Origin of the sequence: Luteitalea sp. TBR-22 (assembly GCF_016865485.1) — a bacterium.
GTDB lineage: Bacteria > Acidobacteriota > Vicinamibacteria > Vicinamibacterales > Vicinamibacteraceae > Luteitalea.
Genome location: NZ_AP024452.1, coordinates 1490545 through 1512825 on the forward strand (window position 1 = coordinate 1490545; position 22281 = coordinate 1512825).

General features: G+C 71.0%; 15 protein-coding genes. 5 read left to right on the forward strand and 10 right to left on the reverse strand.

Annotated features, from left to right (window positions below; translation table 11 throughout):
* Nucleotides 1-33: 33 nt before the first annotated feature.
* From TBR22_RS06090 to TBR22_RS06105, 4 genes are all read right to left on the reverse strand, one after another.
* Complete coding sequence (locus TBR22_RS06090) at nt 34-3150, reverse strand: efflux RND transporter permease subunit (protein WP_239492071.1); 3117 nt, start codon at nt 3148-3150, stop codon at nt 34-36.
* Nucleotides 3147-6251 carry an MdtB/MuxB family multidrug efflux RND transporter permease subunit gene (locus TBR22_RS06095; protein ID WP_239492072.1) on the reverse strand — a complete coding sequence of 1035 codons (3105 nt, stop codon included), beginning with the start codon at nt 6249-6251 and terminating at the stop codon, nt 3147-3149. The genes TBR22_RS06090 and TBR22_RS06095 overlap by 4 nt, the downstream gene beginning before the upstream one ends.
* Nucleotides 6248-7528 (reverse strand): MdtA/MuxA family multidrug efflux RND transporter periplasmic adaptor subunit, encoded by a 1281-nt coding sequence (locus TBR22_RS06100; protein WP_239492073.1) that lies wholly within the window; start codon nt 7526-7528, stop codon nt 6248-6250. The genes TBR22_RS06095 and TBR22_RS06100 overlap by 4 nt, the downstream gene beginning before the upstream one ends.
* Nucleotides 7529-7670: 142 nt before the next feature.
* Nucleotides 7671-8795, reverse strand: coding sequence for a S9 family peptidase (locus TBR22_RS06105; RefSeq protein ID WP_239492074.1), 1125 nt, complete (start codon nt 8793-8795; stop codon nt 7671-7673).
* A 58-nt stretch (nt 8796-8853) separates the two neighbouring features.
* On the opposite strand from TBR22_RS06105, the gene TBR22_RS06110 reads away from it, so the two are divergent.
* Entirely contained in the window at nt 8854-9633 is a 780-nt protein-coding gene (locus tag TBR22_RS06110; protein WP_239492075.1) for a dimethylarginine dimethylaminohydrolase family protein, read from the forward strand.
* Nucleotides 9634-9779: 146 nt separating this feature from the next.
* Nucleotides 9780-10286 carry a hypothetical protein gene (locus TBR22_RS06115; protein WP_239492076.1) on the forward strand — a complete coding sequence of 169 codons (507 nt, stop codon included), beginning with the start codon at nt 9780-9782 and terminating at the stop codon, nt 10284-10286.
* A 24-nt stretch (nt 10287-10310) separates the two neighbouring features.
* Here TBR22_RS06115 and TBR22_RS06120 read toward each other — a convergent pair whose 3' ends face one another.
* Nucleotides 10311-11645, reverse strand: a complete 1335-nt coding sequence (locus TBR22_RS06120; RefSeq protein ID WP_239492077.1) for an aminotransferase — start codon at nt 11643-11645, stop codon at nt 10311-10313.
* Between the two features lie 134 nt (nt 11646-11779).
* On the opposite strand from TBR22_RS06120, the gene TBR22_RS06125 reads away from it, so the two are divergent.
* Nucleotides 11780-12589, forward strand: a complete 810-nt coding sequence (locus TBR22_RS06125) for a DUF1003 domain-containing protein (RefSeq protein WP_239492078.1) — start codon at nt 11780-11782, stop codon at nt 12587-12589.
* A 37-nt stretch (nt 12590-12626) separates the two neighbouring features.
* Here the strand turns inward: TBR22_RS06125 and TBR22_RS06130 are convergent, their stop codons facing one another.
* From TBR22_RS06130 to TBR22_RS06140, 3 genes are all read right to left on the reverse strand, one after another.
* Nucleotides 12627-14132, reverse strand: a complete 1506-nt coding sequence (locus TBR22_RS06130) for a DUF1501 domain-containing protein (protein WP_239492079.1) — start codon at nt 14130-14132, stop codon at nt 12627-12629.
* Nucleotides 14133-14140: 8 nt separating this feature from the next.
* Nucleotides 14141-16624 (reverse strand): DUF1549 domain-containing protein, encoded by a 2484-nt coding sequence (locus TBR22_RS06135; RefSeq protein ID WP_239492080.1) that lies wholly within the window; start codon nt 16622-16624, stop codon nt 14141-14143.
* A gap of 257 nt (nt 16625-16881) precedes the next feature.
* Entirely contained in the window at nt 16882-17922 is a 1041-nt protein-coding gene (locus TBR22_RS06140; RefSeq protein WP_239492081.1) for a YCF48-related protein, read from the reverse strand.
* Between the two features lie 65 nt (nt 17923-17987).
* On the opposite strand from TBR22_RS06140, the gene TBR22_RS06145 reads away from it, so the two are divergent.
* Together TBR22_RS06145 and TBR22_RS06150 are read left to right on the forward strand one after the other, a co-directional pair.
* A complete protein-coding gene (locus TBR22_RS06145) occupies nt 17988-18734 on the forward strand; it encodes an SDR family oxidoreductase (protein WP_305068770.1) in 747 nt (248 codons plus the stop codon).
* Nucleotides 18735-18874: 140 nt separating this feature from the next.
* Complete coding sequence (locus TBR22_RS06150; RefSeq protein WP_239492082.1) at nt 18875-20416, forward strand: hypothetical protein; 1542 nt, start codon at nt 18875-18877, stop codon at nt 20414-20416.
* A gap of 27 nt (nt 20417-20443) precedes the next feature.
* Here TBR22_RS06150 and TBR22_RS06155 read toward each other — a convergent pair whose 3' ends face one another.
* Both TBR22_RS06155 and TBR22_RS06160 read right to left on the reverse strand, forming a co-directional pair.
* On the reverse strand, nt 20444-21979 hold the full coding sequence (locus TBR22_RS06155; protein WP_239492083.1) for a radical SAM protein: 1536 nt from the start codon (nt 21977-21979) through the stop codon (nt 20444-20446).
* Nucleotides 21976-22179: a hypothetical protein gene (locus tag TBR22_RS06160; RefSeq protein ID WP_239492084.1), complete on the reverse strand. Its 204-nt coding sequence runs from the start codon at nt 22177-22179 to the stop codon at nt 21976-21978. Before TBR22_RS06160 ends, TBR22_RS06155 begins: the two co-directional genes overlap by 4 nt.
* Nucleotides 22180-22281 lie beyond the last annotated feature (102 nt).

Genomic DNA, 22281 nt, shown 5'->3' on the forward strand with positions numbered 1-22281 from the left:
CGTCGCCGTGGCTCCTGGCCCTGCCCACGTGCCTCAGGCGTGGCGCATCGGCGGGGCGTCGCGGACCACTTCGTCGGCGACGCTGTGCCCGCGCCGCCGGTTGACCCGCAGGCGGATGTTCTCCAGGTAGAGATACACGACGGGCGTCGTGTAGAGCGTGAGCACCTGGCTCACGACCAGGCCGCCGACGATGGCGATGCCGAGCGGCTGGCGCATCTCGGCGCCTTCTCCGGTGCCCAGCATCAGCGGCAGCGCGCCCAGCAGGGCCGACATCGTCGTCATCAGGATCGGCCGCAGCCGCAGCATGCAGGCCTCGCGGATGGCCTCTTCCGGCGTGACGCCGTGCTCGCGTTCCCGCTGCAGGGCGACGTCGATCATCAGGATGGCGTTCTTCATCACCACGCCGATGAGCAGGAACAGCCCCAGCAGGGCGACGAGGCTGAACTCCGTCTTCAGCAGCAGCAGCGCCAGCAGCGCGCCGGCACCGGCCGAGGGGATCGTCGAGAGGATCGTCAGCGGGTGCAGGTAGCTCTCGTACAGCACGCCGAGCACGATGTACACGATGAGCAGCGTGCCGAGGATGGCGATCGGCTGGTTGCCCTGCAGACGGTTGAACAGGCTGGCGTTGCCCTGCAGACGGCCCTGGATGTTGGTCGGCAGGGTGAGCAGCGACACGGCGCGGTTGATCGCCGTCTCGGCCTGGCTCAGGCTGACGCCTGGCGCGAGCTCGAACGACACGTTGGCCGACGCGAACTGGTCGTTGCGGCTGATGCGGTCGTCGGCCGACGTGCGGGTGTAGTGGCTGAAGGCCGACAGCGGCACGCGGTTGCCGGTCGCCGTCACGACGTACACCTGGTCGAGCGACTCGGGCCCCTGCGCGAACTGCGGCGCGACCTCCATCACCACCCGGTACTGGTTCATGGCGTTGTAGATGGTGGACACCTGTCGCTGCCCGAACGCGTTGTTGAGCGCCTGGGTCACGGTCGCCATCTCGATCCCGAGCTGACGCGCCGCCTCGCGATCGACCTCCAGCGTGATCTGCTGGCTCGACACGAGCTCGTCCTCGATGCCCGTGAGTTCGGGCAGCGGCTTGAGGGCGTCGCGCACCCGCTGGGCCCAGAGCCGCAGCTCCGCGAGGTTGTCGGAACGCAACGTGTACTGGTACGACCCGCCGCCGAAGCCGCCACCGAAACGGATGTCCTGGTCGACGTTGAGCCACAGGCGCGCGCCCGGCACCTTCGGGAGCGTGCGGCGGATCCGTTCGGCCACGACCTGCCCCGAGACCTTGCGCTGCTCGAGCGGCTTGAGCCGCACGAAGATCTGGGCGTTGTTGATGCCGCGGCCCCCGCCGATGAAGCCGGCGACGCTCTCGACGGCCGGATCGCGCAGCACGGCCTTGCGGAACGCCTCGATCTTGGGCTGCATGATCTGGAACGACATCCCGTCGTCGCCCCGGATGAAGCCGCCGAGCTGCCCGGTGTCCTGTTGCGGCAGGAAGCTCTTGGGGGCGCTCGTGTAGAGGTGAACGGTGAAGGCCGCGACACCGATGAAGATCATCAGCACGATCGGCGAGTGGTCCAGGGCCCACCCGAGCGATCGGCCGTAGCCACGCCGCAGCCGCGCGAACGCCCCGTCGCTGATCGCCTGCAGGCGGCCGGGCCGCGCCGCCGACCGCGCCACCAGCCAGCGGGCGCACAGCATCGGCGTCAGCGTCAGCGACACCATCAGCGAGATCAGGATCGCGGTCACCAGCGTGATCGAGAACTCGCGGAACAGGCGCTCGACGATGCCGCCCATGAAGAGGATCGAGACGAACACCGCCACGATCGACAGGTTCATGGAGAGCAGCGTGAAGCCGACCTCCCTGGCGCCCGTGTAGGCGGCCTGCAGTGGCGTCATGCCCTCCTCGACGTGCCGCGAGATGTTCTCCAGCACGACGATCGCGTCGTCGACGACCAGCCCGGTGGCGACGATGAGCGCCATCAGCGACAGGTTGTTGAGCGAGAAGCCCCACAGGTACATCACCGCGCAGCTGCCGATGAGGGCGACCGGGACGGCGGTGACCGGGATCATCGCCGCCCGGACGTTGGCCAGGAACAGCAGCACCACGAGGATCACGAGCCCGACGGCCATGAGCAGCGTCTTGCGGGCCTCGTGCAAGGTCGCCCGGATGGTCGGCGACCGATCGCTGGCCACGTCGAGCGTGACGCCGGCCGGCAGGAAGGCGCGCAGCGCCGGCAACTGCGCCGTCACGCCGTCGACGGTCGCGATGATGTTGGCCTGCGCCTGGCGGCTGACCACGAGGAGCACGGCCTGCTTGTCGTTGAAGAAGCCGGCGTTGTAGCGGTCCTCGATGCCATCGGAGACCGTCGCGACGTCGGCGAGACGCACCGGCGCGTTGTTGCGGTAGGTGATGATCAGCGGCCGGTAGTCGGCCGCCGTCGACAGCTGGTCGCTGGCCTGGATCTGCCAGTGGCGGTCGCGGTCCTCGACCATCCCCTTGGGACGCAGCAGGTTGGCGCTGGCGATGGCCTGCCGGACCTGGTCGAGCGAGATGCCGTACTGCGTGAGCGCTTGCGGCTGCAACTCGACGCGGACCGCCGGCAGCGAGCCGCCCCCCACCGTCACGTCGCCGACGCCGGTCACCTGCGCCACCTTCTGCGCCAGCACCGTCGAGGCCAGGTCGTACAACTGGCTCGTGCTGGCCGTGTCCGAGGTCAGCGCCAGGAGCATGATCGGCGCCTGCGACGGGTTGATCTTCCGGTACGACGGCATGCCCGGCAGGGCGCTGGGCAGCAGCGACCGCGAGGCGTTGATGGCGGCCTGCACCTCGCGCGCCGCCGTGTCGATGTTCTTGCCCAGGTCGAACTGGATGTTGATGCGCGTCGAGCCCTGCGAGCTCTGCGAACTGAGCTCGTTGACGCCGGCGATCGTCCCGAGCGCCCGCTCGAGCGGCGTCGCCACCGTGGAGGCCATCGTCTCCGGACTGGCGCCGGGCAGCGACGCGCCGACCGAGATGGCCGGGAAGTCGACCTGCGGCAGCGGGGAGACGGGCAGCAGCATGTAGCCGAGCACCCCGACGAGCACGACCGAGATGCTCAGCAGCGTGGTGGCGACCGGACGGCTGATGAAGGGGGAGGAGAGGCTCATGCCGGCACGTCCTCCGCCACCCGGGGCGTCGGCTGCGGGCGCCAGGCGTGTCCGAGGCGATCGAAGAACAGGTAGATCGCCGGCGTGGTGAACAGGGTGAGCACCTGGCTCACGAGCAGCCCGCCGACCATCACGAGGCCGAGCGGCTGGCGCATCTCGGCCCCGGACCCCGACGACAGCATCAGCGGCAGCGCGCCGAACAGCGCGGCGAGCGTCGTCATGAGGATCGGCCGGAAGCGGAGCAGCGCCGCCTTGTGGATGGCGTCGCGCGGGCTCAGGCCCTCGGTGCGCTCGGCGTCGAGGGCGAAGTCGATCATCATGATCGCGTTCTTCTTCACGATGCCGATCAGCAGGATGATGCCGATGACGGCAATCAGGCTCAGGTCCGTGCCGGTGAGCAGCAGCGCGAGCAGCGCACCGACGCCGGCCGACGGCAGCGTCGAGAGAATCGTGATCGGGTGGATGTAGCTCTCGTAGAGCACGCCGAGCACGAGGTACATCGTGACGATGGCAGCCAGGACGAGCAGCAGCGTGCTGTCGAGCGAGGACCGGAAGGCCGCCGCCGCGCCCTGGAACGTCGTCTGGATGCTGGCCGGCATGCCCAGCTCACGCTGCGCCTGCTCGATGGCCTCGACGGCGCGGCCGAGCGAGGCGCCCCTGGCCAGGTTGAACGACATCGTGACGGCGGGAAACTGGCCCGCGTGGTTGATCACCAGCGACGTGTTGCGGTCCTCGATGGTCGCGATGTTGGACAGGGGGATCTGCCGGCCGTCGGCCGTCGACACGAAGACCTGGCCGAGGGCCTCCGGGCCGACCTGGAAGCGGGGCGCGACCTCGAGGACCACCCGGTACTGGTTGGCCTGCGTGTAGATCGTCGAGATCAGCCGCTGCCCGAACGCGTCGTAGAGCGCGTCGTCGATGGCCGAGACGCGGATGCCGAGACGGCTGGCGGCATCGCGGTCGATGTCGAGGAAGGCCTGGAGCCCGCGGTCCTGCAAGTCGCTGGCGACGTCGGCCAGGTATGGCGACTGCTGGAGGCGCGCCACCAGCCTGGGCACCCACAGGGCCAGACGGTCCGCGTCGGGATCCTCGAGCGTGAACTGGAACTGCGTGCGGCTGACGCGATCCTCGATGGTCAGGTCCTGCACCGGCTGCATGTACAGCGTGATGCCCGGCACCCGCGCGACGCGCTCGCGCAGGGCCGCGATGATCTCGGTGGCCGACCGCTGTCGCTCGACGCGGGGCGTGAGCGTGACGAGCATGCGGCCGCTGTTCAGCGTCGCATTGCCCCCGTCCACGCCGATGAACGACGACAGGCCCTTCACGTCCGGCTCCTCGAGGATGGCGCGTGCCGCGGCCCGCTGGCGCTCGGCCATCGCCGCGAACGACACCGACTGGGGCGCCTCGCTGATCACCTGGATCGCGCCCGTGTCCTGCACCGGGAAGAAGCCCTTGGGCACGACGACGTACAGCCAGGCCGTCAGCGCCAGGGTCGCCACCGCCACGAACAGCGTCAGCGTCTGGTAGCGCAGCGCCGTGGTGAGCAGGCGATCGTAGAGCGCGATCATGCCGTCGAAGACCTTGCCGGTCGCCGTGAAAAGCCGCCCGTGGTGCTCGGACGCCTCGGCCTTCAGCAGCCGCGCGCACATCATCGGCGTCAGCGTCAGCGACACGACGAGCGAGATCATGATCGACACCGCCAGCGTGATCGCGAACTCGCGGAACAACCGGCCGACGACGTCGGCCATGAACAGCAGCGGGATGAGCACCGCGATGAGCGACACCGTGAGCGAGATCAGCGTGAACCCGATCTGGCGGGCGCCCTCGAGCGCCGCCTCCATCGGCGTGGCGCCCTCCTCGAGGTAGCGCGCGATGTTCTCCACCATCACGATGGCGTCGTCGACGACGAAGCCGGTCGCGATGGTCAGCGCCATGAGGGTCAGGTTGTTGATCGAGAAGCCGGCCAGGTACATGACGCCGAAGGTGCCGATGAGCGAGAGCGGCACCACGACGCTCGGGATGATCGTCGCCGGGATGTTGCGCAGGAAGACGAAGGTGACCAGCACGACCAGGCCGACGGCGAACATCAGCTCGTGCTGCACGTCGCTCACCGAAGCGCGGATGGTGTCGGTGCGGTCGCTCAGGACGGCGACCGTGAGCGTCGACGGCAGGCTCGCCGTGAGCTGCGGCATCAGCGCCGTGATGCGATCGACGACGTCGATGACGTTGGCGCCGGGCTGCCGCTGGACGTTGACCAGCACGGCCGGCAGGTCGTTGGCCCAGGCGCCGAGGCGCACGTTCTCCGCGCCGTCCACAACCTCGGCCACGTCGCGCAGTCGCAGCGGTGCGCCGCCTTCGTAGGCGACGATGAGGTCGCGATAGGCGTCGGCCGAGCGGAGCTGGTCGTTGGCGTCGAGCATGAACGAGCGCTCGGGACCGTCGAAGTTGCCCTTGGGCTGGTTGACGTTGGCGGCCGCGATCACCGCGCGCAGGCTCTGGAGGTTCAGGTTGTGCGCGGCCAACGCCTGCGGATTGGCCTGGATGCGCACCGCAGGTCGCTGGCCGCCGGCCAGGCTCACCAGTCCCACGCCCGGCAACTGCGACAGCTTCTGCGCGACGCGCGTGTCGACCAGGTCGTACACGTCGGGCAGCGGCATCGTCGGCGACGTGATCGCCAGCGTCAGCACCGGCGTGTCGGCCGGGTTCACCTTGTTGTAGACCGGGGGCTGCGGCAGGTCGTTGGGCAGCAGGTTGCTCGCCGCGTTGATCGCCGCCTGCACTTCCTGCTCGGCCACCTCGATGGCCTTGTCGAGCGAGAACCGCAGCGTGATGACCGAGGCGCCGCCGGAACTCGTCGACGACATCTGGTCGAGGCCGGGCATCTGGCCGAACTGGCGCTCGAGCGGCGCGGTGACCGCGCTGGTCATCACGTCGGGGCTCGCGCCCGGGTAGAAAGTGAGGATTCGGATTGTGGGGTAGTCCACCTGCGGCAGGGCCGACACCGGCAGCAGGCGGTAGGCAAGCGCGCCCGACAACAGCAACGCCGCCATCAGGAGCGCGGTGGCGACGGGCCGCAGGATGAACGGGCGCGAGATGTTCATGGCCGGGCCGCCTTGGGCTGCGGTGCGGTGGTGCCGGGCGCCTGTGGTGTTCCCGCCGCCGGCTGACGCGCCGCCGGCGAGTCCCCGGCCGCGGGCCGGCCACTTCCGGTGCCGACGATCTCGACGGTCGTCCCCTCCTGCAGGGCATCCACGCCCTCGAGCACCACGCGTTCCCCGGGCTGGAGCCCCTCGGTGACGGCGATCCGCTCGCCCTCGGCCGCGCCGAGCACCACCTTGCGAATCGTCGCCTTGCCATCGGGCTTGATCACGTAGACGAACGTCCCGAACGAGGCGCGCTGGATCGTCGCCGACGGCACGACGGTGGCCGCCCGCAACGTCGACAGGTTCAGGTTGACGTTCACGAACTGGTTCGGGAAAAGGGTGTCGTCCTCGTTCTGGAACACCGCGCGCAGCCGGATCGTGCCCGTCGTCGTGTCGATCTGGTTGTCGACGGTGCGCAGAGTGCCGGTGGCCAGGCGGGTGGTTTCGGCGCGATCCCAGGCCTCGACGGCCGGTGTGCCGCCGCGGCGCATCGCCTCGAGCACGGCCGGCAGGTCGGTCTCCGGCACGGTGAACAGGACCGAGATCGGCTGCATCTGCGTGATGACGACGATGCCGTTGGCATCGCCGCTGCGCACCAGGTTGCCGACGTCCACCTGCCGCAGTCCCAGCTTGCCGGCGATGGGCGCCACCACCTTGGTGAACGAGAGCTGCAACCGGGCGTTGCTGACCTGGGCGTCGTTGGACTGCACGGTGCCCTCGACCTGCTTGACCAGCGACTCCTGCGCCGTGAGCTGCTGTCTCGGAATGAGCTCGCGCTCGAAGAGCGACTTGAAACTCGCCAGGTCCGCACGCGCGTTGTTCAGCCGCGCCTCGTTCTCGGCGCGCTGGCCCAGCACCTGCGCCAGAGCGACCTCGTAGGGACGCGAGTCGATCTCGGCCAGCAGCTGCCCGGCCGTGACCCGCTGGCCTTCGGTGAAGTGCACCCGGACCAGCTCCCCGTCGAGCCGGCTACGGACGACGACGGTGTTGAGGGGCGTCACCGTGCCCAGCGCCTTCAGCGCGACGGCGATGTTGCGTCGTTCGGCCTCTACAACACGCACTGGCGGCTTCTCGCCGCGGCCCGCGCCGAAGCGTCCGCCCCCCTGCGGCATCGGCGCCGGCTGGCCGATGCCGTAGTACCAGACCAGGCCGCCGCCACCCAGCAACAGCACCAGACCGATGACCCACTGGCCCAGGCGCGATCGCCTGGACGGTGCTTCGACCGACGTGTTCATGATGGCAGTGTGCTCGCTTCCCGGACCCTGAGTCGAATACGACGGCGCGCCGCGACACGTGTCGGTCCCAAAGATGATGAGACGCCGCCGGGCCCATCCACGTGCCCCGTGCGACGGCAGGTGGGCCACGGGCCCACGGTCCCTACGGCCGGCCCAGCACCGCGTACCCCTGCTGGCGCATCGCGTCGGGGAAGTCGTGGTCGCTGTCGGGGTGCTCGACGCGCAAGGCGTCGCGGGCGCCGAGCAGCGCGTACACGGGCCGCGCGGCAGCGACGATGCGGTCGACGCTCTGCCAGCGGAAGTTCGCGTCGCGGAGCGGCGCGCTGATGAAGCAGGGCCGCGGAGCGAGCGCGCCGATCATCTCCGCGAAGTCGAACGGGATGTCCTGCAGCCGCCCCGCGTAGTCGAGCAGGCGCGGCATGTAGCGCAACTGGCACCACCCCTTCTCTGGCTGCCACACCTTCGGGTCGCCGCCGTAGTAGTCGACGTACAGGTCGAGGCCGCAGCTCGAGACGACCGCATCGACGCGCGTATCGAACACCGCCGTGTAGACCGCGTTGTGGCCACCCAGCGAGTGCCCGATCGCGCCGACACCGCCCGGCGCCACGAAAGGCAGCGACTCCAGCACGTCGATAGCCCGCACGTTGTCCCAGATGGCCTTCATCGTCCCGCTCTGGTAGCCGAGGCCACGCACGTCCGGCTGGTAGCGCGCGAGCAGGGGATACGAGGGCGCGATGGTCACGACGCCGCGCTCGGCCAGCTCCGCGGCATAGGCGCGGTTGGGCCGGCCACCGAGGCCGACCACGACGTCGTGGCCGATGGCGGCGTCGGTGGGGTGCAGGCAGAGCACGGCACGCGCGGTGGCGCCCGCGCGCAGCGCTGCCTTGGGCACGAGCAACCAGGCCGGGGTGCGTGAGCCAGGCTCGGACTGGTAGGTGATGGCCCGACGCACGTACGTGCCGGCATCGGCTTCGTCGAGCACCTGCATCTCGACCGGGACCCGCTTCTCGGGTCCGGGGAGCGGCCCCATCACCTCCTGCATCGCGCGCACGATCTCCGCACGCCGACGGGCCCAGTGCGCCGGCGTGGTCACCGGCCGGACCGCGTCTGCGTCGTCCCGGTACTGCAGGAGGTCGAGGCGATCGAGACGCCGGGGCGAGGACGCGGGCGCCTGCCGCGCGGCCTTGCCGATCGTCCGGCCCGAGACCCTGGCGGCGAGACCTGTGGCGAGAAGTGTGGCAAGGAGTGCGCGTCGCGAGCCGGGCATGCCGCGCAGCGTTCCCCGAGCCGGGGGGCGGCGTCAAGCGCGTGGTACCGTGCCCCGGATGCCTGCCTCGGCCACCCGCTTCACCCACGCCATCGTCCGTCGGCCTGCGGCTTCTGCGATTCACAACCTGCGCTCCGTGGATCGCGGGGCGCCAGACATCGACGGCCTTTGTCGCGAGCACGCTGCCTACGTCGACATGCTGACGCGACTCGGGCTCACGGTCGACGTGTTGCCGCCGCTCGACGCGTTCCCCGACAGCCTGTTCGTGGAGGATCCGGCGCTCGTGTTCCCCGAGGGGGCGATCGTGTTGCGTCCGGGTGCCGCGTCGCGCCTCGGCGAAGCGGAGCACCTGCGGCCGGCACTGGCGTCGCGCTTCGACCGCATCCTGGAGTTGACCGACGGCTTTGCCGACGGGGGCGACGTGTTGCGCACGCCCGACGTGGTCCACGTCGGCCTCTCGGCGCGCACCGACGAGACCGGCGCGACCGCGCTCGCCGGCCTGCTCGCGGCACTGGGGTACCGCGCCTCGATCGTGCGTCCGCCTGCGGGCGTGCTGCACCTCAAGACGGCCTGCTCGCTGGTCGACGACGGGACCCTGCTCGCGACGCGGGCCATGGCCGACGCGCACCTGTTCCCAGGCCTCGACGTCATCGTGATCCCCGACGGCGAGGAACCCGCCGCCAACCTGCTGCGCGTCAACGACGTCGTCATGGTGGCCGCCGGCTTCCCGCGGACCGCCGAGATGCTGGCCCGCCGCGGCCACGACGTCCGCGCGCTCGCCCTCGACGAGGTGATGAAGCTCGACGCCGGCTTGTCGTGCATGTCGCTGCGCTGGTAGGGGTGCGTCGGCCAAGGCCGACGCCTACGTCCGACCATGTCGCCATTCAGGGGGAGGGGGCCGCTTCCCGGGCGTAGCCGTCGCCCTCGGGCGACGGTCCGCGATGCCTTGTGGTACGGTGCCGCTATCTCATCACTGGAGTCCGCATGGTCCTCACCAAAGCCGAACTGATTGCCTCGTTGCAGCACGAAGTCCGCATCCTCCTCCACCTGGCCGGCAAGGTCGACGAGCGCTCGCTCGAGTACCGCCCGACGCCCAAGCAACGAAGCACCATCGAGTTGCTGCGCTACCTGAGCGTGATGGGGCCCGGGCTCGTGCAGGCGGCCCTCACGGGCACCTTCGATCGCGAGAAGTGGGGAGCGGAGGCGGCGGCTGCCGCGACGCGCGATCTCGCGCAGACCAGCGCGGTGATCGCCACGCAGGCCGACCAGTTCCAGGCGTTGCTGGGCGACCTGCCCGACGAGGCGTTCCGCAAGGAACTGGACATGTTCGGGCGCAAGACGACCGTCGGGTCGTTTCTGGTCAACTCGGTGTTGAGCGGCTATGCGGCGTATCGCACGCAGCTGTTCTGCTACCTCAAGGCCTGCGGCCGCGAGGAGCTGAACACGATGAACCTGTGGGCCGGGATCGACCCGCCGCCCGCGCAGGGCTGACGCTCGGGAACCCGAGGCTCCCGCCTAGGCCCCGACCTTCTCGCCGCGCTGCGCGAGCAGCGCGCGGGAGGTGACCAGCAGCACGCTGAGCGCCACGCCCTCGGCGGCCACCTTCACCGTCGCGAGGTCGGGGAAGGAGGGTGCGATGCGCACGGTGCGGTCGTCGGGATCCTGGCCGAGCGGGTGCGTCGCGCCGGCGGGCGTCAGCTCGACGCCTGCCGCCTTGGCGGCCTGCACCAGTGCCTTCGCGCAGCCGTCCATCACGTCGAGCGAGATGAAGTAGCCGCCCTTGGGCACCAGCCACGAGGCGACGCCGGTACCAGCGAGGTGCTCGGCGAACGTCGCCGACACCGCCTCGAACTTCGGCGCCATGATCGCGCGATGGCGGTCCATCAGCGCCAGCAGGCCGTCGGCGTCCTTCAGGAACCGGACGTGGCGCAACTGGTTCACCTTGTCGCTGCCGATCGTGCGCTTGCCCATGCGCCCGAGGAACCACTTGACGTTGTCGGGCGACCCGGCGAAGAGCGACACGCCGGCGCCGGCCAGCGTGATCTTCGACGTCGAGCCGAACACGAACGCGCGGTCGGCGTTGCCGTGCGCCGCGCACCGCTCGATGAGGCTGGGGATCTCGACGCGCTCCTCGGTCAGGTGGTGCACCGCGTAGGCGTTGTCCCAGAAGAGGCGGAAGTCCGGCGCCGCGGTCTTCATCGATGCGAGGCGCTCGACCACCGCGCCCGCATACACCGCGCCCGAGGGGTTGGCGTACTTGGGCACGCACCACATGCCCTTGATCGACGCGTCGGCCAGCACCAACTTCTCGACCACGTCCATGTCGGGGCCGTCGGCCAGCAGCGGCACCGGGATCATCCGGATGCCGAAGTCCTGGCAGATCGCGAAGTGCCGGTCGTAGCCGGGCACCGGGCACAGGAACGTCACGCGCTCCTCCTGCACCCACGGGCGCGGGCTGCCCACCGTCCCCTTGAGCAGGCTGTAGGCCACCGCGTCGTGCATCAGCGCGAGGCTCGAGTTGTCGCCGATGACGATCTGCGAGGCCGGCGCGCCGAACAGCGGCGCGAAGATCGCCCGGAGTTCGGGCAGGCCCTGCAGCAGGCCGTAATTGCGCGTGTCGGTCCGGTCCGCGGCGAGGTAGTCGCCCTCGCCGGGCAGGCCGAGCAGGCCGTTGGAGAGATCGAGCTGCTCGCTCGACGGCTTCCCGCGCGTGAGGTCGAGCGCGAGGCCGCGTTGCGTGAACGCGTCGTAGCGACGGGTGACGTCGGCGTGGAAGGCAGCGAGGTCGGCGGTCGGGAGCGAGGTCAGCGGGGGCACGGCCAACCACCATACCGCAGCCATGCGCGGCATGCGTGTTGTGGTGGAGGTGCATTACCAAGGCGCATGCGTGCGCGTGCCCCGTCAACCGCAGAGCCGGCAGGACAGGCGCGCGCGCCACGACGTACGCTGGGGCGCGGGCCATCGAGGCCGCAGGCGGAGGACACATGACGCACGTGTGGATGTGGGTGGCGGCGGGCGTGGTGGGCGGCCTGCTGGGGCGGGCGTGGCGCGGCCGTGGCGAGGCGACGACCGCCAGCGACGTGGTGGGCGGCCTGCTCGGGGCCTTTGCCTGTGGCTGGGCGGCGCACCGCGCCGGCCTGCTGGGGCCGTCAGCGCTGGCCGGCCACCTGGGGCTCGGACTGGCGGGCGCGCTGCTGGTCCTGGCAGTGCTGCGTGCCGCCGAGCGCGCCTCGGTCGATGCCCGGGGATCGGGCGCGGCTGGGCCGCATCTCCGTGACCTCGAGGATGGCCTGCGACGGCTCGGCGATCTCGAGCGCCGCCTGTGGCAGGGCGTCCTGGCGCGCACGCCGTCCGCTCGCGATCCGAATGCCGCCTTCGACGCCCAGTCCACGCTGGGCGAGCGGGTCGCCGATCGCGTGGCGCGCTTCGGCGGCAGCTGGACGTTCATCGGCCTGTTCGCCGTGATCATCCTCGGCTGGATGGCGGTCAACGAGGAGCAGGCCAGGCCCTTCGATCCCTACCCGTTCATCCTCCTGAACCTGGTGCTGTCCTGCCTGGCGGCGCTGCAGGCGCCGGTCATCATGATGAGCCAGAACCGGCAGGGGGCGAAGGACCGCCTGGACGCGCGCGCCGACTACGAAGTGAACGTGCGGGCCGAGCTCGAAGTGATGGCCTTGCACGCCAAGGTCGACCAGTTGCGCGAGCGCGACTGGTCGCGCGTGATCGACATCCTCGAGCGGCAGGCCCGCGTCATCGAGGCGCTCGAGCGGCGCCTGGGCGAGGCAGCAGAGTGACCGCGGACTGCCGACTGCCGACTGCCGACTGCCGTTCCTACGCGAACAGGTCGGTGATCGGCTTGCCGAGGCCGTCGCGCGTGACGTACACCGGCCGTTTCTCCACGGTGTAGGCCGTGTCGGCCGGGATGCCGAGCGCGTGGAAGATCGTCGCGTGCAGGTGCTCGACGGGCACCGGGTGCTCGAGCGTGGTGCAGGGCCGCTCGTCGGCCGTCTTCCCGTACACGAACCCCTTCTTGATGCCGCCGCCGAACATGAGGATCGAGCCCGCCGCCGTGAAGTGACGGTGCATCCCGTAATGGCGGATGTCGGACATCACGTTGGGGATGTTGATGGCCTGGTCCTTCACTTCCTTGCCGACCTTGCCCTCGGTGACGGCGTCGCGCCCGAACTCGCTGGCCAGGACCACCAACGTGCGGTCGAGCAGGCCGCGCGCCTCGAGATCGCGGATCAACTGCGCGACCGGCGCGTCGATCAGCTTCTTCATGGCGTCGGCGCGCTCGTGCCCGTGCTCGTGGCTGTCCCAGTTCAGGAACGGGATGTACTCGGAGGTGACCTCGACGTAGCGTGCGCCGGCCTCGACCAGGCGACGGGCGAGCAGGCAGCCCTGCCCGAAGCGGCCGGTGTCGTAGGCGTCGTACGAGGCCCGAGGCTCGAGGGCCAGGTCGAAGGCCTTCGCCGACGAGGACCGCAGCAGCCGATCGGCGCCGTCGAGCGCCCGCACCAGCGACTCGCGCTGGAAGTCGCTGCCGTAGCGACCCACCGGTTCCTGCGCCAGCAACTGCTCGAACAGCTGCCGCCGACTCTGGAAGCGCGTCGCGCCGAGTTCCTTCGGTGGACGCACGGCCGAGGCCGCGTCCTGCGGATCCACGATCAGGAACGGCCCGTGCTCGGTGCCGAGGAAGCCGGCGGTGTGGAACGCCTTCAGCGTGCCGATCTCGCCCGCGCCCTCGACGGTCTGGCCCACCGCGATGAACGCCGGCATGTCGGGCTCGCGCGGTCCCAGCGTGCGCGAGATGATCGACCCGATGTGCGGCATCGCCATCGGCTGCGGCGGCACGTAACCGGTGTGCCAGTGGTACTGGTGCCGCGAGTGCAGGATGAAGCCGAGGTCGGCGGCCTGGAAGGTGCGGATGACCGTGCCCCGATCCATGACGCTGCCGATGCGCTCGAGGCCCCTGGTGAACTTGATGTGATCGACGGCGGTGTCGATCGTCGGGAACGTGCTCAGCACGTCGCTGATCGGCACGCCGGGGGCGTAGGGCGTGTACCGCTTCGGGTCGAAGGTCTCGGTCTGCGCCATGCCGCCAGCCATCCACAGCACGATCACGGCGTCGGCGGTGGCCTTCGGCGCGGACGTCGTCGAGGCCTGCAGGCGCGGCGCGCCGCCGGCCAGCGCGGCCAGCGTGCCTGCGGCCGTGGCGCCGAGGAACTGCCGCCGGCTCACCTCGGCGTACACGCGGCGCTCCTCGCGCGAGAGCGACGACAGCGTCGGATCCTCGTCGTGCGGGGCAGCGGGGCGGGGGTGGAACTCGCGAGCCATCTCGTGCCTCAGAACAGCAACTGGAACTCGGGCTTCATCAGCACGGCCCAGAGGAAGTCGGCCACGCCGGTCGGCGACAGGCGTCCCGGGCGTGCGGGGTCGGCGACGGCCTGCTCGGCAAGGGCGCGCTCGCGATCGGAGGGCGCCCGGCCCAGCGCCTGCCAGAAGACCCGGTCCACCAGATCGCGCGCCGAGGTCGGCGGCGCGGGCGGCGGGATCGGCGCCGTGCCGCTCGGCGGCAGCAGGTCACCGAGCTCGGGCTCGCTGTCGAAGATGAAGAACCGCACCGACGGGTTCAGCGTCGATCCGACCTCGCTGCGGGCGTTGGCGATGTCCACAAGGCCCCGCATCCGCACGAAGCCGCGTCCGGTCAGGTCGAGCCGCACGACCGACGGCGCCCGCACGCCGAGCAGGGCGTCGCCGCGGTGCTGCACCCGGGTGCCGTCGGCGGTCACCAGTTCGGTGAGCCGCGTCGAGGCGCCGCTGGCCTGCTCCAGGAACACCTCGCGCCAGACGGGCGCGACCAGTTCCGGCTCGTTCGACCCCGTGTCCTGTACCACCAGCCACACGGCGCTCAGGCCCGTGACGTCGAGATCGAAGCCACGTGGCTTAGGCGCCCGTCCGGCGATGGTGGCGTTGTAGCGGCTGTAGAGCGGTCGGTCGAGAGCCCCGGTGAGTCGCCGCGCACCACGTGACAGCCACGCGGTGAGCCGCTCGCCGTTGACCAGTTCCAGCGCCTGCGGCGTCGTCGCGTCGTCGGGGCGTGTGGAGATCACCTGGTCGCGAATCGGGCGGCCGAGTGCCCGGGTGAGCGTGTTCGACGCCGCCCGCCACTCGCGGCCGAACACGCCCGACGAGGGCGAGTCGGAGTCGAGCCGCAGCGCGACACTGGCGGGCCCGGGACGACCCGGCGCGGGCGGCCCCGGCCAGGTGTTCCACTCACCGGTCAGCGTGCCGATCGCGTCGGCGAACTGCTCGGCGGTCAGGCGTCGCACCTCCGGTCCCTCGAACACGTAGCCCTTGGCCACGGGCTCGGCGGCGCGCGGCACGGCGGGCAACTGGTAGGCGCGCGACGTCATGATCGTCGCAATCAGGTGCCGCAGGTCGTGGCCGTGCGCGACGAAATCGCTGGCGAGCCAGTCGAGCAGCTCCGGGCTCCACGGCCTGGTGTCCATCTCGTCGGAACTGGCGACGATGCCGTGGCCGAGGAGGCGTTCCCACAGGCGGTTGACGACGGTGCGCGGCAGCCGGCCGTTGCGCGGGTCGGTGAAGATGCGTGCCGCGGCCTCGCGTCGATCCTCGAGGCTGTCGCTGCGTGGGGCGCGCTGCAGGCCGGGGAACAGGAACTGCGGTCCGGTGTACTCGTCGCGCGCCACGTCGCAGCGGTACAGGCGCAGCTTCGGCTCGGGAGAGAAGAAGGCGGCCAGCCCGTAGGCGTCCTTCAGCTTCCACTTGTTCACGAAGCTGTCGTGGCACGCGTTGCACTTCATGTTCACGCCGAGGAACACCTGGGCGGTGTTCTGCGAGGCCTGCATCCAGGGCGTCACCGCCGCACTCGTCTCGCCGCGCCAGTTCACGCCGATGAGGAAGCCGCGCGGGTCCTCGTCGCCGGTCGGGGCGAGCAGCGCCGAGACGAACCGGTCGTACGGCATGTTGCGGCGCAGGGCGTCGAAGAGCCATGGCGTGATGGAGCGCCGGCCGTTCTGCTCGGAGAAGTAGGTGACGCCGTCCTCGTTGCGGAGGAGGTCGTTCCAGAAGGTCATCCAGTGCTCGGCGTACCGCTCGTCGTCGGCCAGCAGTCGCGCCACGAGGCGATCGCGCTTGTCCGGGCGGCGATCGGCGACGAAGGCGTGCAGTTCCGCCTGGTCCGGCAGCAGGCCCCACGCGTCGAGGAAGGCGCGCCGCGCGAACACGGCATCGGACACCACCTCGGGCGGCGTCGTGCGGTGGGCGACCCGGGCGAGGTAATCGGCGACCAACCTGTCCACCGGGCGCGCCCACGCTGGCCACGGGCTCGCCGGCACGGACGGCGCTACCAGCGTGATCGGCAGTTCCCAGGGCTGCGGCGCGGGCGGCGAGGTCGGGGTCTGCCGGGCGCCCTCGTCGATCCAGGCGCGCAGGAGCGCTTGCCGATCCGGCGTGAGCGGATCCTCGTCCTTGGGCATCACCGGATCGGTGCTGCCGTCGATGCGCGCGATGAGCAGGCTCGTGCTGCTCGATCCAGGACGGACGATCGCGCCGCTGCGGCCGCCTTCGAGGACGTCGGCATAGGTGGCCAGCGAGAGCCCACCCTTGCGCGTGTTGCCGTCGTGGCAGTCCGAGCAGAACTCGTCGAGGATGGGCTGGATCTGCGTGGCGTAGTCGATGCGGCCGACGGACTGAGCCGTGCCGAGCGGCGCGCTGGGCGCGGCGGCCGGCGCGGGCGCTTGCGCGCGAATCACGGTCGTCGCGAGCCATGCCAGGCTCACGCCGACGAGGCACACCCGGGTCATGGGGGAGAGCTTATAACGCTTGACGCTTGACGCTTGACGCTTAACGCCGAACGCCGAACGCCGAACGCCGAACGCCGAACGCCGAACGCCGAAGCGCCGACATGTGTGTAGCCGTCGCCCTCGGGCGACGGTCGCAAGGCTCGCCGGGATCACTGACCGTCGGCCAAGGCCGACGGCTACACCCAGGAGCCAAGGCCGACGGCTACACCCCAGGAGCCAAGGCCGACGGCTACACCTCGACGGGCCAGGGCCGACGGCTACATTCCGGGGGCCGTCACGCGCGCGATGCGGCCGGCTGCGCCGGTGGCGAAGCCGACCGAGCCGTCTGGCGCCAGGCTGAAGGCGTCGTAGCCGTCTCCACCGGCCGGCGCCCACGTGGCGCCGTCGTCGAGCGACACGTCGGCGCCCGAGGGGCCGATCGCCAGCCACGCCCGCGGGCCGAGGCGGGACCACGGCGCGACGACGGACCGGTAGCCCGAGAGGCCCGGAGCGAGGCGCCACGAGGCGCCGCCGTCGGTGGTCACCGCCGCGTTGTCCACGGCCTCGCGCTCCCTGGTGTACACGCCGCCCACGACGAGGCCATGGCGATCGTCGCGCATCGCGATCGAGAAGATGCCGGCCGCCTGCCCGGTGGGGACGGGCGTCGGGGCGACCGCCCACGTGCGCCCGCCGTCTGCCGAGCGCAGCACGCGCGACGCGTTTGTGGCGATCCACACGCGACGACCGCGCACGACGACGTTGGTGCCGCTGGCGGCGAAGGCCCCCTCGCCGTCGACCGCCGGTGGCAGTCGGTCGGCCGGGACACGCGTCCACGTGCGGCCGCCGTCGGCCGTGGTGAGGACGACGAGGCGACCGGCGACGGCATCGCTCACGGCGACGCCGCGCGCCTGGTCGGCGAAGGCCAGCGCGTCGAGGAACATGCCGGCGTCGGTGGCCGTGTAACGCAGCGACCACGTCGTCCCGCCATCCTCGGTGCGGTAGATGCGCGACGCCTCGCCCGGCCCTGCGCTCATGGCCACGGCGGTCGTGTCGCTCCAGGCATGGATGTCGCGCAGATCGAGGGCCTCGGCCCCGGCCACCTGACGTGCGTGCCACGACTGCCCGCCGTCGGTGGTGCGGAGCACCGTGCCGCGCTCGCCGCTCGCCCACGCCACGCGCGACGACACCGCGTGTATCCCGCGGAGCCGCACGGACACGCCGGACGCGAGTGGTTCCCAGCGGACCGTGGGCGACTGGGCCGCCATCAGGCTGCCGATGGCCACGAGGATCAGGGAGCGGAGCAGGGCACGCACGGGCACGATGGTGCCACGGCCGCGGGATAATGGCGGCCGCGCCCCCGAAGCGGGCGTACGGGAGAGCCATCGTGTCCGGACGACTTGCAGGGAAGCGGGCGCTGATCACCGCAGCAGCCCAGGGAATCGGCCGCGCCAGCGCCGAGGCATTCATCAGGGAAGGCGCGCAGGTCGTCGCCACCGACGTCAACGCGGCAGGACTGGCCACGCTCGCCGGGTGCGTGACCCGTGTGCTCGACGTCACCGACGGCGCGCAGATCGACGCGCTGGCCGCCGACCTCGGGACCATCGACGTGCTGTTCAACTGCGCCGGCATCGTCCACGCCGGGTCCATCCTCGAGTGCACCGATGCCGACTGGGACCTGGCGTTCGCGCTGAACGCGAAGGCGCAGTTCCGCCTGGTACGCGCCTTCCTGCCCGGCATGGTGGCGCAGGGGCGCGGGTCCATCATCAACATGTCGTCGGTGGCCTCGAGCGTGACGGGCGTGCCCAACCGCTTCGCCTACGGCGCGAGCAAGGCGGCGGTGGTCGGGCTCACCAAGTCGGTGGCGGCCGACTTCGTGGCCAAAGGCGTGCGATGCAACGCGATCTGCCCGGGCACGGTGGAGTCGCCGTCGTTGCGCGATCGCATCCGGGCGCAGGCCGCGGCCAACGGACAGGACGAGGCGGAGGTGCTGGCCGCCTTCGAGAAGCGACAGCCGATGGGCCGGCTCGGCAAGCCGGAGGAGATCGCTCAGCTCGCCGTGTACCTGGCCTCTGACGAATCGGCCTTCACCACCGGCGCGATTCACGTGATCGACGGCGGCTGGACGACGTAGGCGTCGGGAGTCGGGAGTCGGGAGTCGGGGGAGTCGGGAGTTCGCGGTCGGCAACTCGACCGTGTGCGTCGGTGGTCCGCCTCGCGTTTGTAGGGATGCCACCCTCGAATCATCCCGGGGGCACTCGCGAGGAGGACATCATGGGCGCGATTGGTCTCGACTCGCTGCTGTGCTGCGCGGGCCTGCTCGCCCTGCTGCCGGCAACCGGCCTCGCGCAGGTCCAGCCTGCGCACGCGCATGCGGCGAGCCCATCGCGGCTCGGCACGGTGCACATGGCGACGTCGTGTGCCACCAGCACCAGCGCGACGTTCGACCGCGGCCTCGCGCTGCTGCACTCCTTCTGGTTCTCGGAGGCCATCAAGTCGTTCGACGCGGTGTTGGCCGCCGATCCCGACTGTGCGATGGCGCACTGGGGCATCGCGATGAGCTGGTGGGGCAATCCCTTCGCGGGATCGCGCGCCCCGGCCGCGGTGGCGTCCGGGAGAGCCGCGGTCGAGGCTGGCCGCCGCTCACGCACGGCCACGCCGCGCGAGCGGGCGTACGTCGAGGCGGCCGGGCAGTTGTTCCGCGAGGACCCGGCGCTGACGCCGCACGCGCGTCTCGAGGGCTATGCGCGCGCGATGGGCGAGGTGGCGGCCCGGAACCCGGATGACGTCGAGGCGCGGATCTTCCACGCGCTGGCGCTCACGCAGAGCGCGCTGCCCACCGACAAGACCTACGCGGTCCAGTTGCAGGCGGCCGCCATCCTCGAGGCCGAGTACGCGCGGCAGCCGGATCATCCCGGGCTCGCGCACTACATCATCCACACGTACGACGTGCCGGCGCTCGCCCCGAAGGCCCTCGGGGCGGCCAGGCGCTACGCGGCGATCGCGCCCGACGCCGCGCATGCCCTGCACATGCCGTCGCACACGTTCACGCGCGTCGGCGCCTGGCAGGACTCCATCGACACCAACCTGGCGTCGGCCGAGGCGGCGCGCAAGGACGGGGCCGTCGCCGAGCAACTCCACGCGCTCGACTACCAGGCGTATGCGTACCTGCAGATGGGCAACGACGCCGCGGCCCGTCGCACCGTCGAGGCGCTGCCGGATCTCGCACCGCGCATGAGCACGGTGGGCGCCGGCAACGCCGCGCCGCCGATGGCGGGCTACTACGCGCTGGCGGCGATCCCCGCGCGCTTCGCCCTCGAGCGCGAGGCCTGGGCCGAGGCCGCGGCCCTCGCGCCGACCTCGTCGCCGTTCGCCTGGGCCGATGCCGTCACCCGGTTCGCCCGGGCGATTGGCGCGGCCCGCAGCGGCGCCCTGGCGCAGGCGCGCGACGACACCGCCGCGCTCGGGGCGATCGCGCAGCGCCTCGCGGCGGCGGGCGAGGCGTACTGGGCCGGGCAGGTGGACATCCAGCGGCGCGCGGCGCAGGCGTGGGTGTTGTTGGGGGAGGGACGGCGGGTCGAGGCGCGCGCCTTGATGCAGGATGCTGCCGATCGCGAGGACGCGACGGAGAAGGCGGCCGTCACGCCCGGGCCGATCGCGCCGGCGCGCGAGCTCCTGGGCGACATGCTGATGGCACTGGACCGGCCGGCGGAGGCCCTGGCCGCGTACGAGGCGACGTTGAGGCAGGAGCCGGGGCGACGGCGGGCGACGCGGGGCGCGGCGGAGGCGGCGCGAGCGGCCGGGTCGAAACGGTAGTTCCAACCCGGCCCGTCGGCGAAACGCTTATGCGGCTTCGGCCTTGCTCTGCTGCTCGATCGGACGCAGTTGGAGGCCCGGCATCGGCGTGCCGGCAAACAGCTTCTGGCAGGGGATGGCCATGAGCCGCGCCCAGCGTACCGACCGGCTGACGCGGGCGCTGTCGGTCGCGATGCCGGTGTTGGCGTACATCTGTCGGTAGATCTTCGAGATCAGCAGGAACGCCAGCCGCGACTTCAGCGACTTGACGACCTGCGCGCGCTTCCAGATGCTCTTGGTCGAGTAGAACCGATCCCACACGCCCTGCGTGCGTTCGCGGATCTCCTGCGCGCTCATCACCGGGTGCTCGATGTACACCTTGGGACGCACCGCCTGCGGAATCAGCCAGTGGCGCGTCACCGGGATGCCGTTGACCGACTCCGGCTGCTCGCCCTGCGTCTTCTCCCAGGCCGCGAAGTCCAGCGTGCCCGGGAACGGCGTCAGCATCACGAACTGCGCGAACGTCACGTCGGCACGTTCGGCCACCGAAAGGCACGTGTCGAACGTCTCCGGCTTGTCGCTCGGCAGGCCGAAGATGAACGACCCGAGCACGTGCACGCCATGCTTCCGGAACTGCTGCAGGCGCGTGACGAGTGCCTCGCCGGCGACGTTGAAGCCCTTGTAGACGTCCTTGAGGCCCTCGGGCGTCACCGACTCGACACCGACCAGCGCGCCCTTGATGTGGGCGCGCCGCATCGCGTCGAGGAACTCCGGATCGTCGGCGGCCTCCATCGTGATCTGCGTGAACATCACGGTGTCGTCGGGCAGGCGCGCCAGTTGCTCCATCAGGGCGAAGCGCTCGGCGCGGATCGCCTTCAGCTCCTCGAGCCGGTCCTTGTTCTCGCGCCGCGCCGCCATGCGCAGGTCCTCGAGCGTCACCGGGTAGAAGTTGTCGTCGGCCAGCGCGATGAAGCGGAAGCCGCGGCGACGCAGGTCGAGGATCTCGTTGATCACGACCTCGACGTGCCGATGCCGTGGTGCCTGGCCGTCGGTGCGCCACACGGAGCAGAACGAGCAGTGCTTCGGGCAGCCGCGCACGGTCTGCACCGACGCCCACATGTACTTGCCCGTCGGCAGCATGTCCCAGCGCCCCGGCTTGAACTGCTCGGCGGCGATGCGGCCGCCGTCGTACAGCGGCTTGGGCGCGCCCGACGCGATGTCGGCCAGCACGGCCGGCCAGGCGACCTCGCCGTCACCGGTCACCACGGCATGCGCGCCGCCCAGATCGCGGGCTTCATCAGGGAACAACGTCGCGTGGATGCCCCCGTACACGACGGTGGCGCCGGCTTCTCGGGCGGCCTTGCCGATCTCGTACCCGCGCAGGGCGTTACCGGTATGGATCCCGATCCCCACCGTGTCGCCGCGCTTCAGGATGGTGGGGTCGAGGGGGTCGAGGGTCTCGTCCACGAGGATGGGCGTGCCATAGGCATCGGGCGTGGCCGAGGCCAGCACGTACATCCATCGCGGCGTGATCACGCCGATGCCGAACGACACGTGGCTGGGGTTGACGAGGTAGACGCTCATGGCGCGAGTGCTCCGAGGGTGGCGTCGACGATGGGATCGTCGGCCTTCACCGCCCCGGCGGCGACCTCCATCTGCGCCATGACGGCGATCGTGTGCGCGCCGGGTACGCGCGGGGTGCACCCCTGGGCAAGTTGCAGCACGCGCAGGCGCGCAAGGGTGACGAACGCGAACGCGCCGAGATCGTCGGGGCGCTTGACCATGGGGACAGTCTCCAGGCGCGCGGGGAAGACGCACGGGCGCGCCGCGTGGACAGCACGGGAGTCCCAGGCTCATGACACGGCTCGCTGGCCGCGACTGCTGGC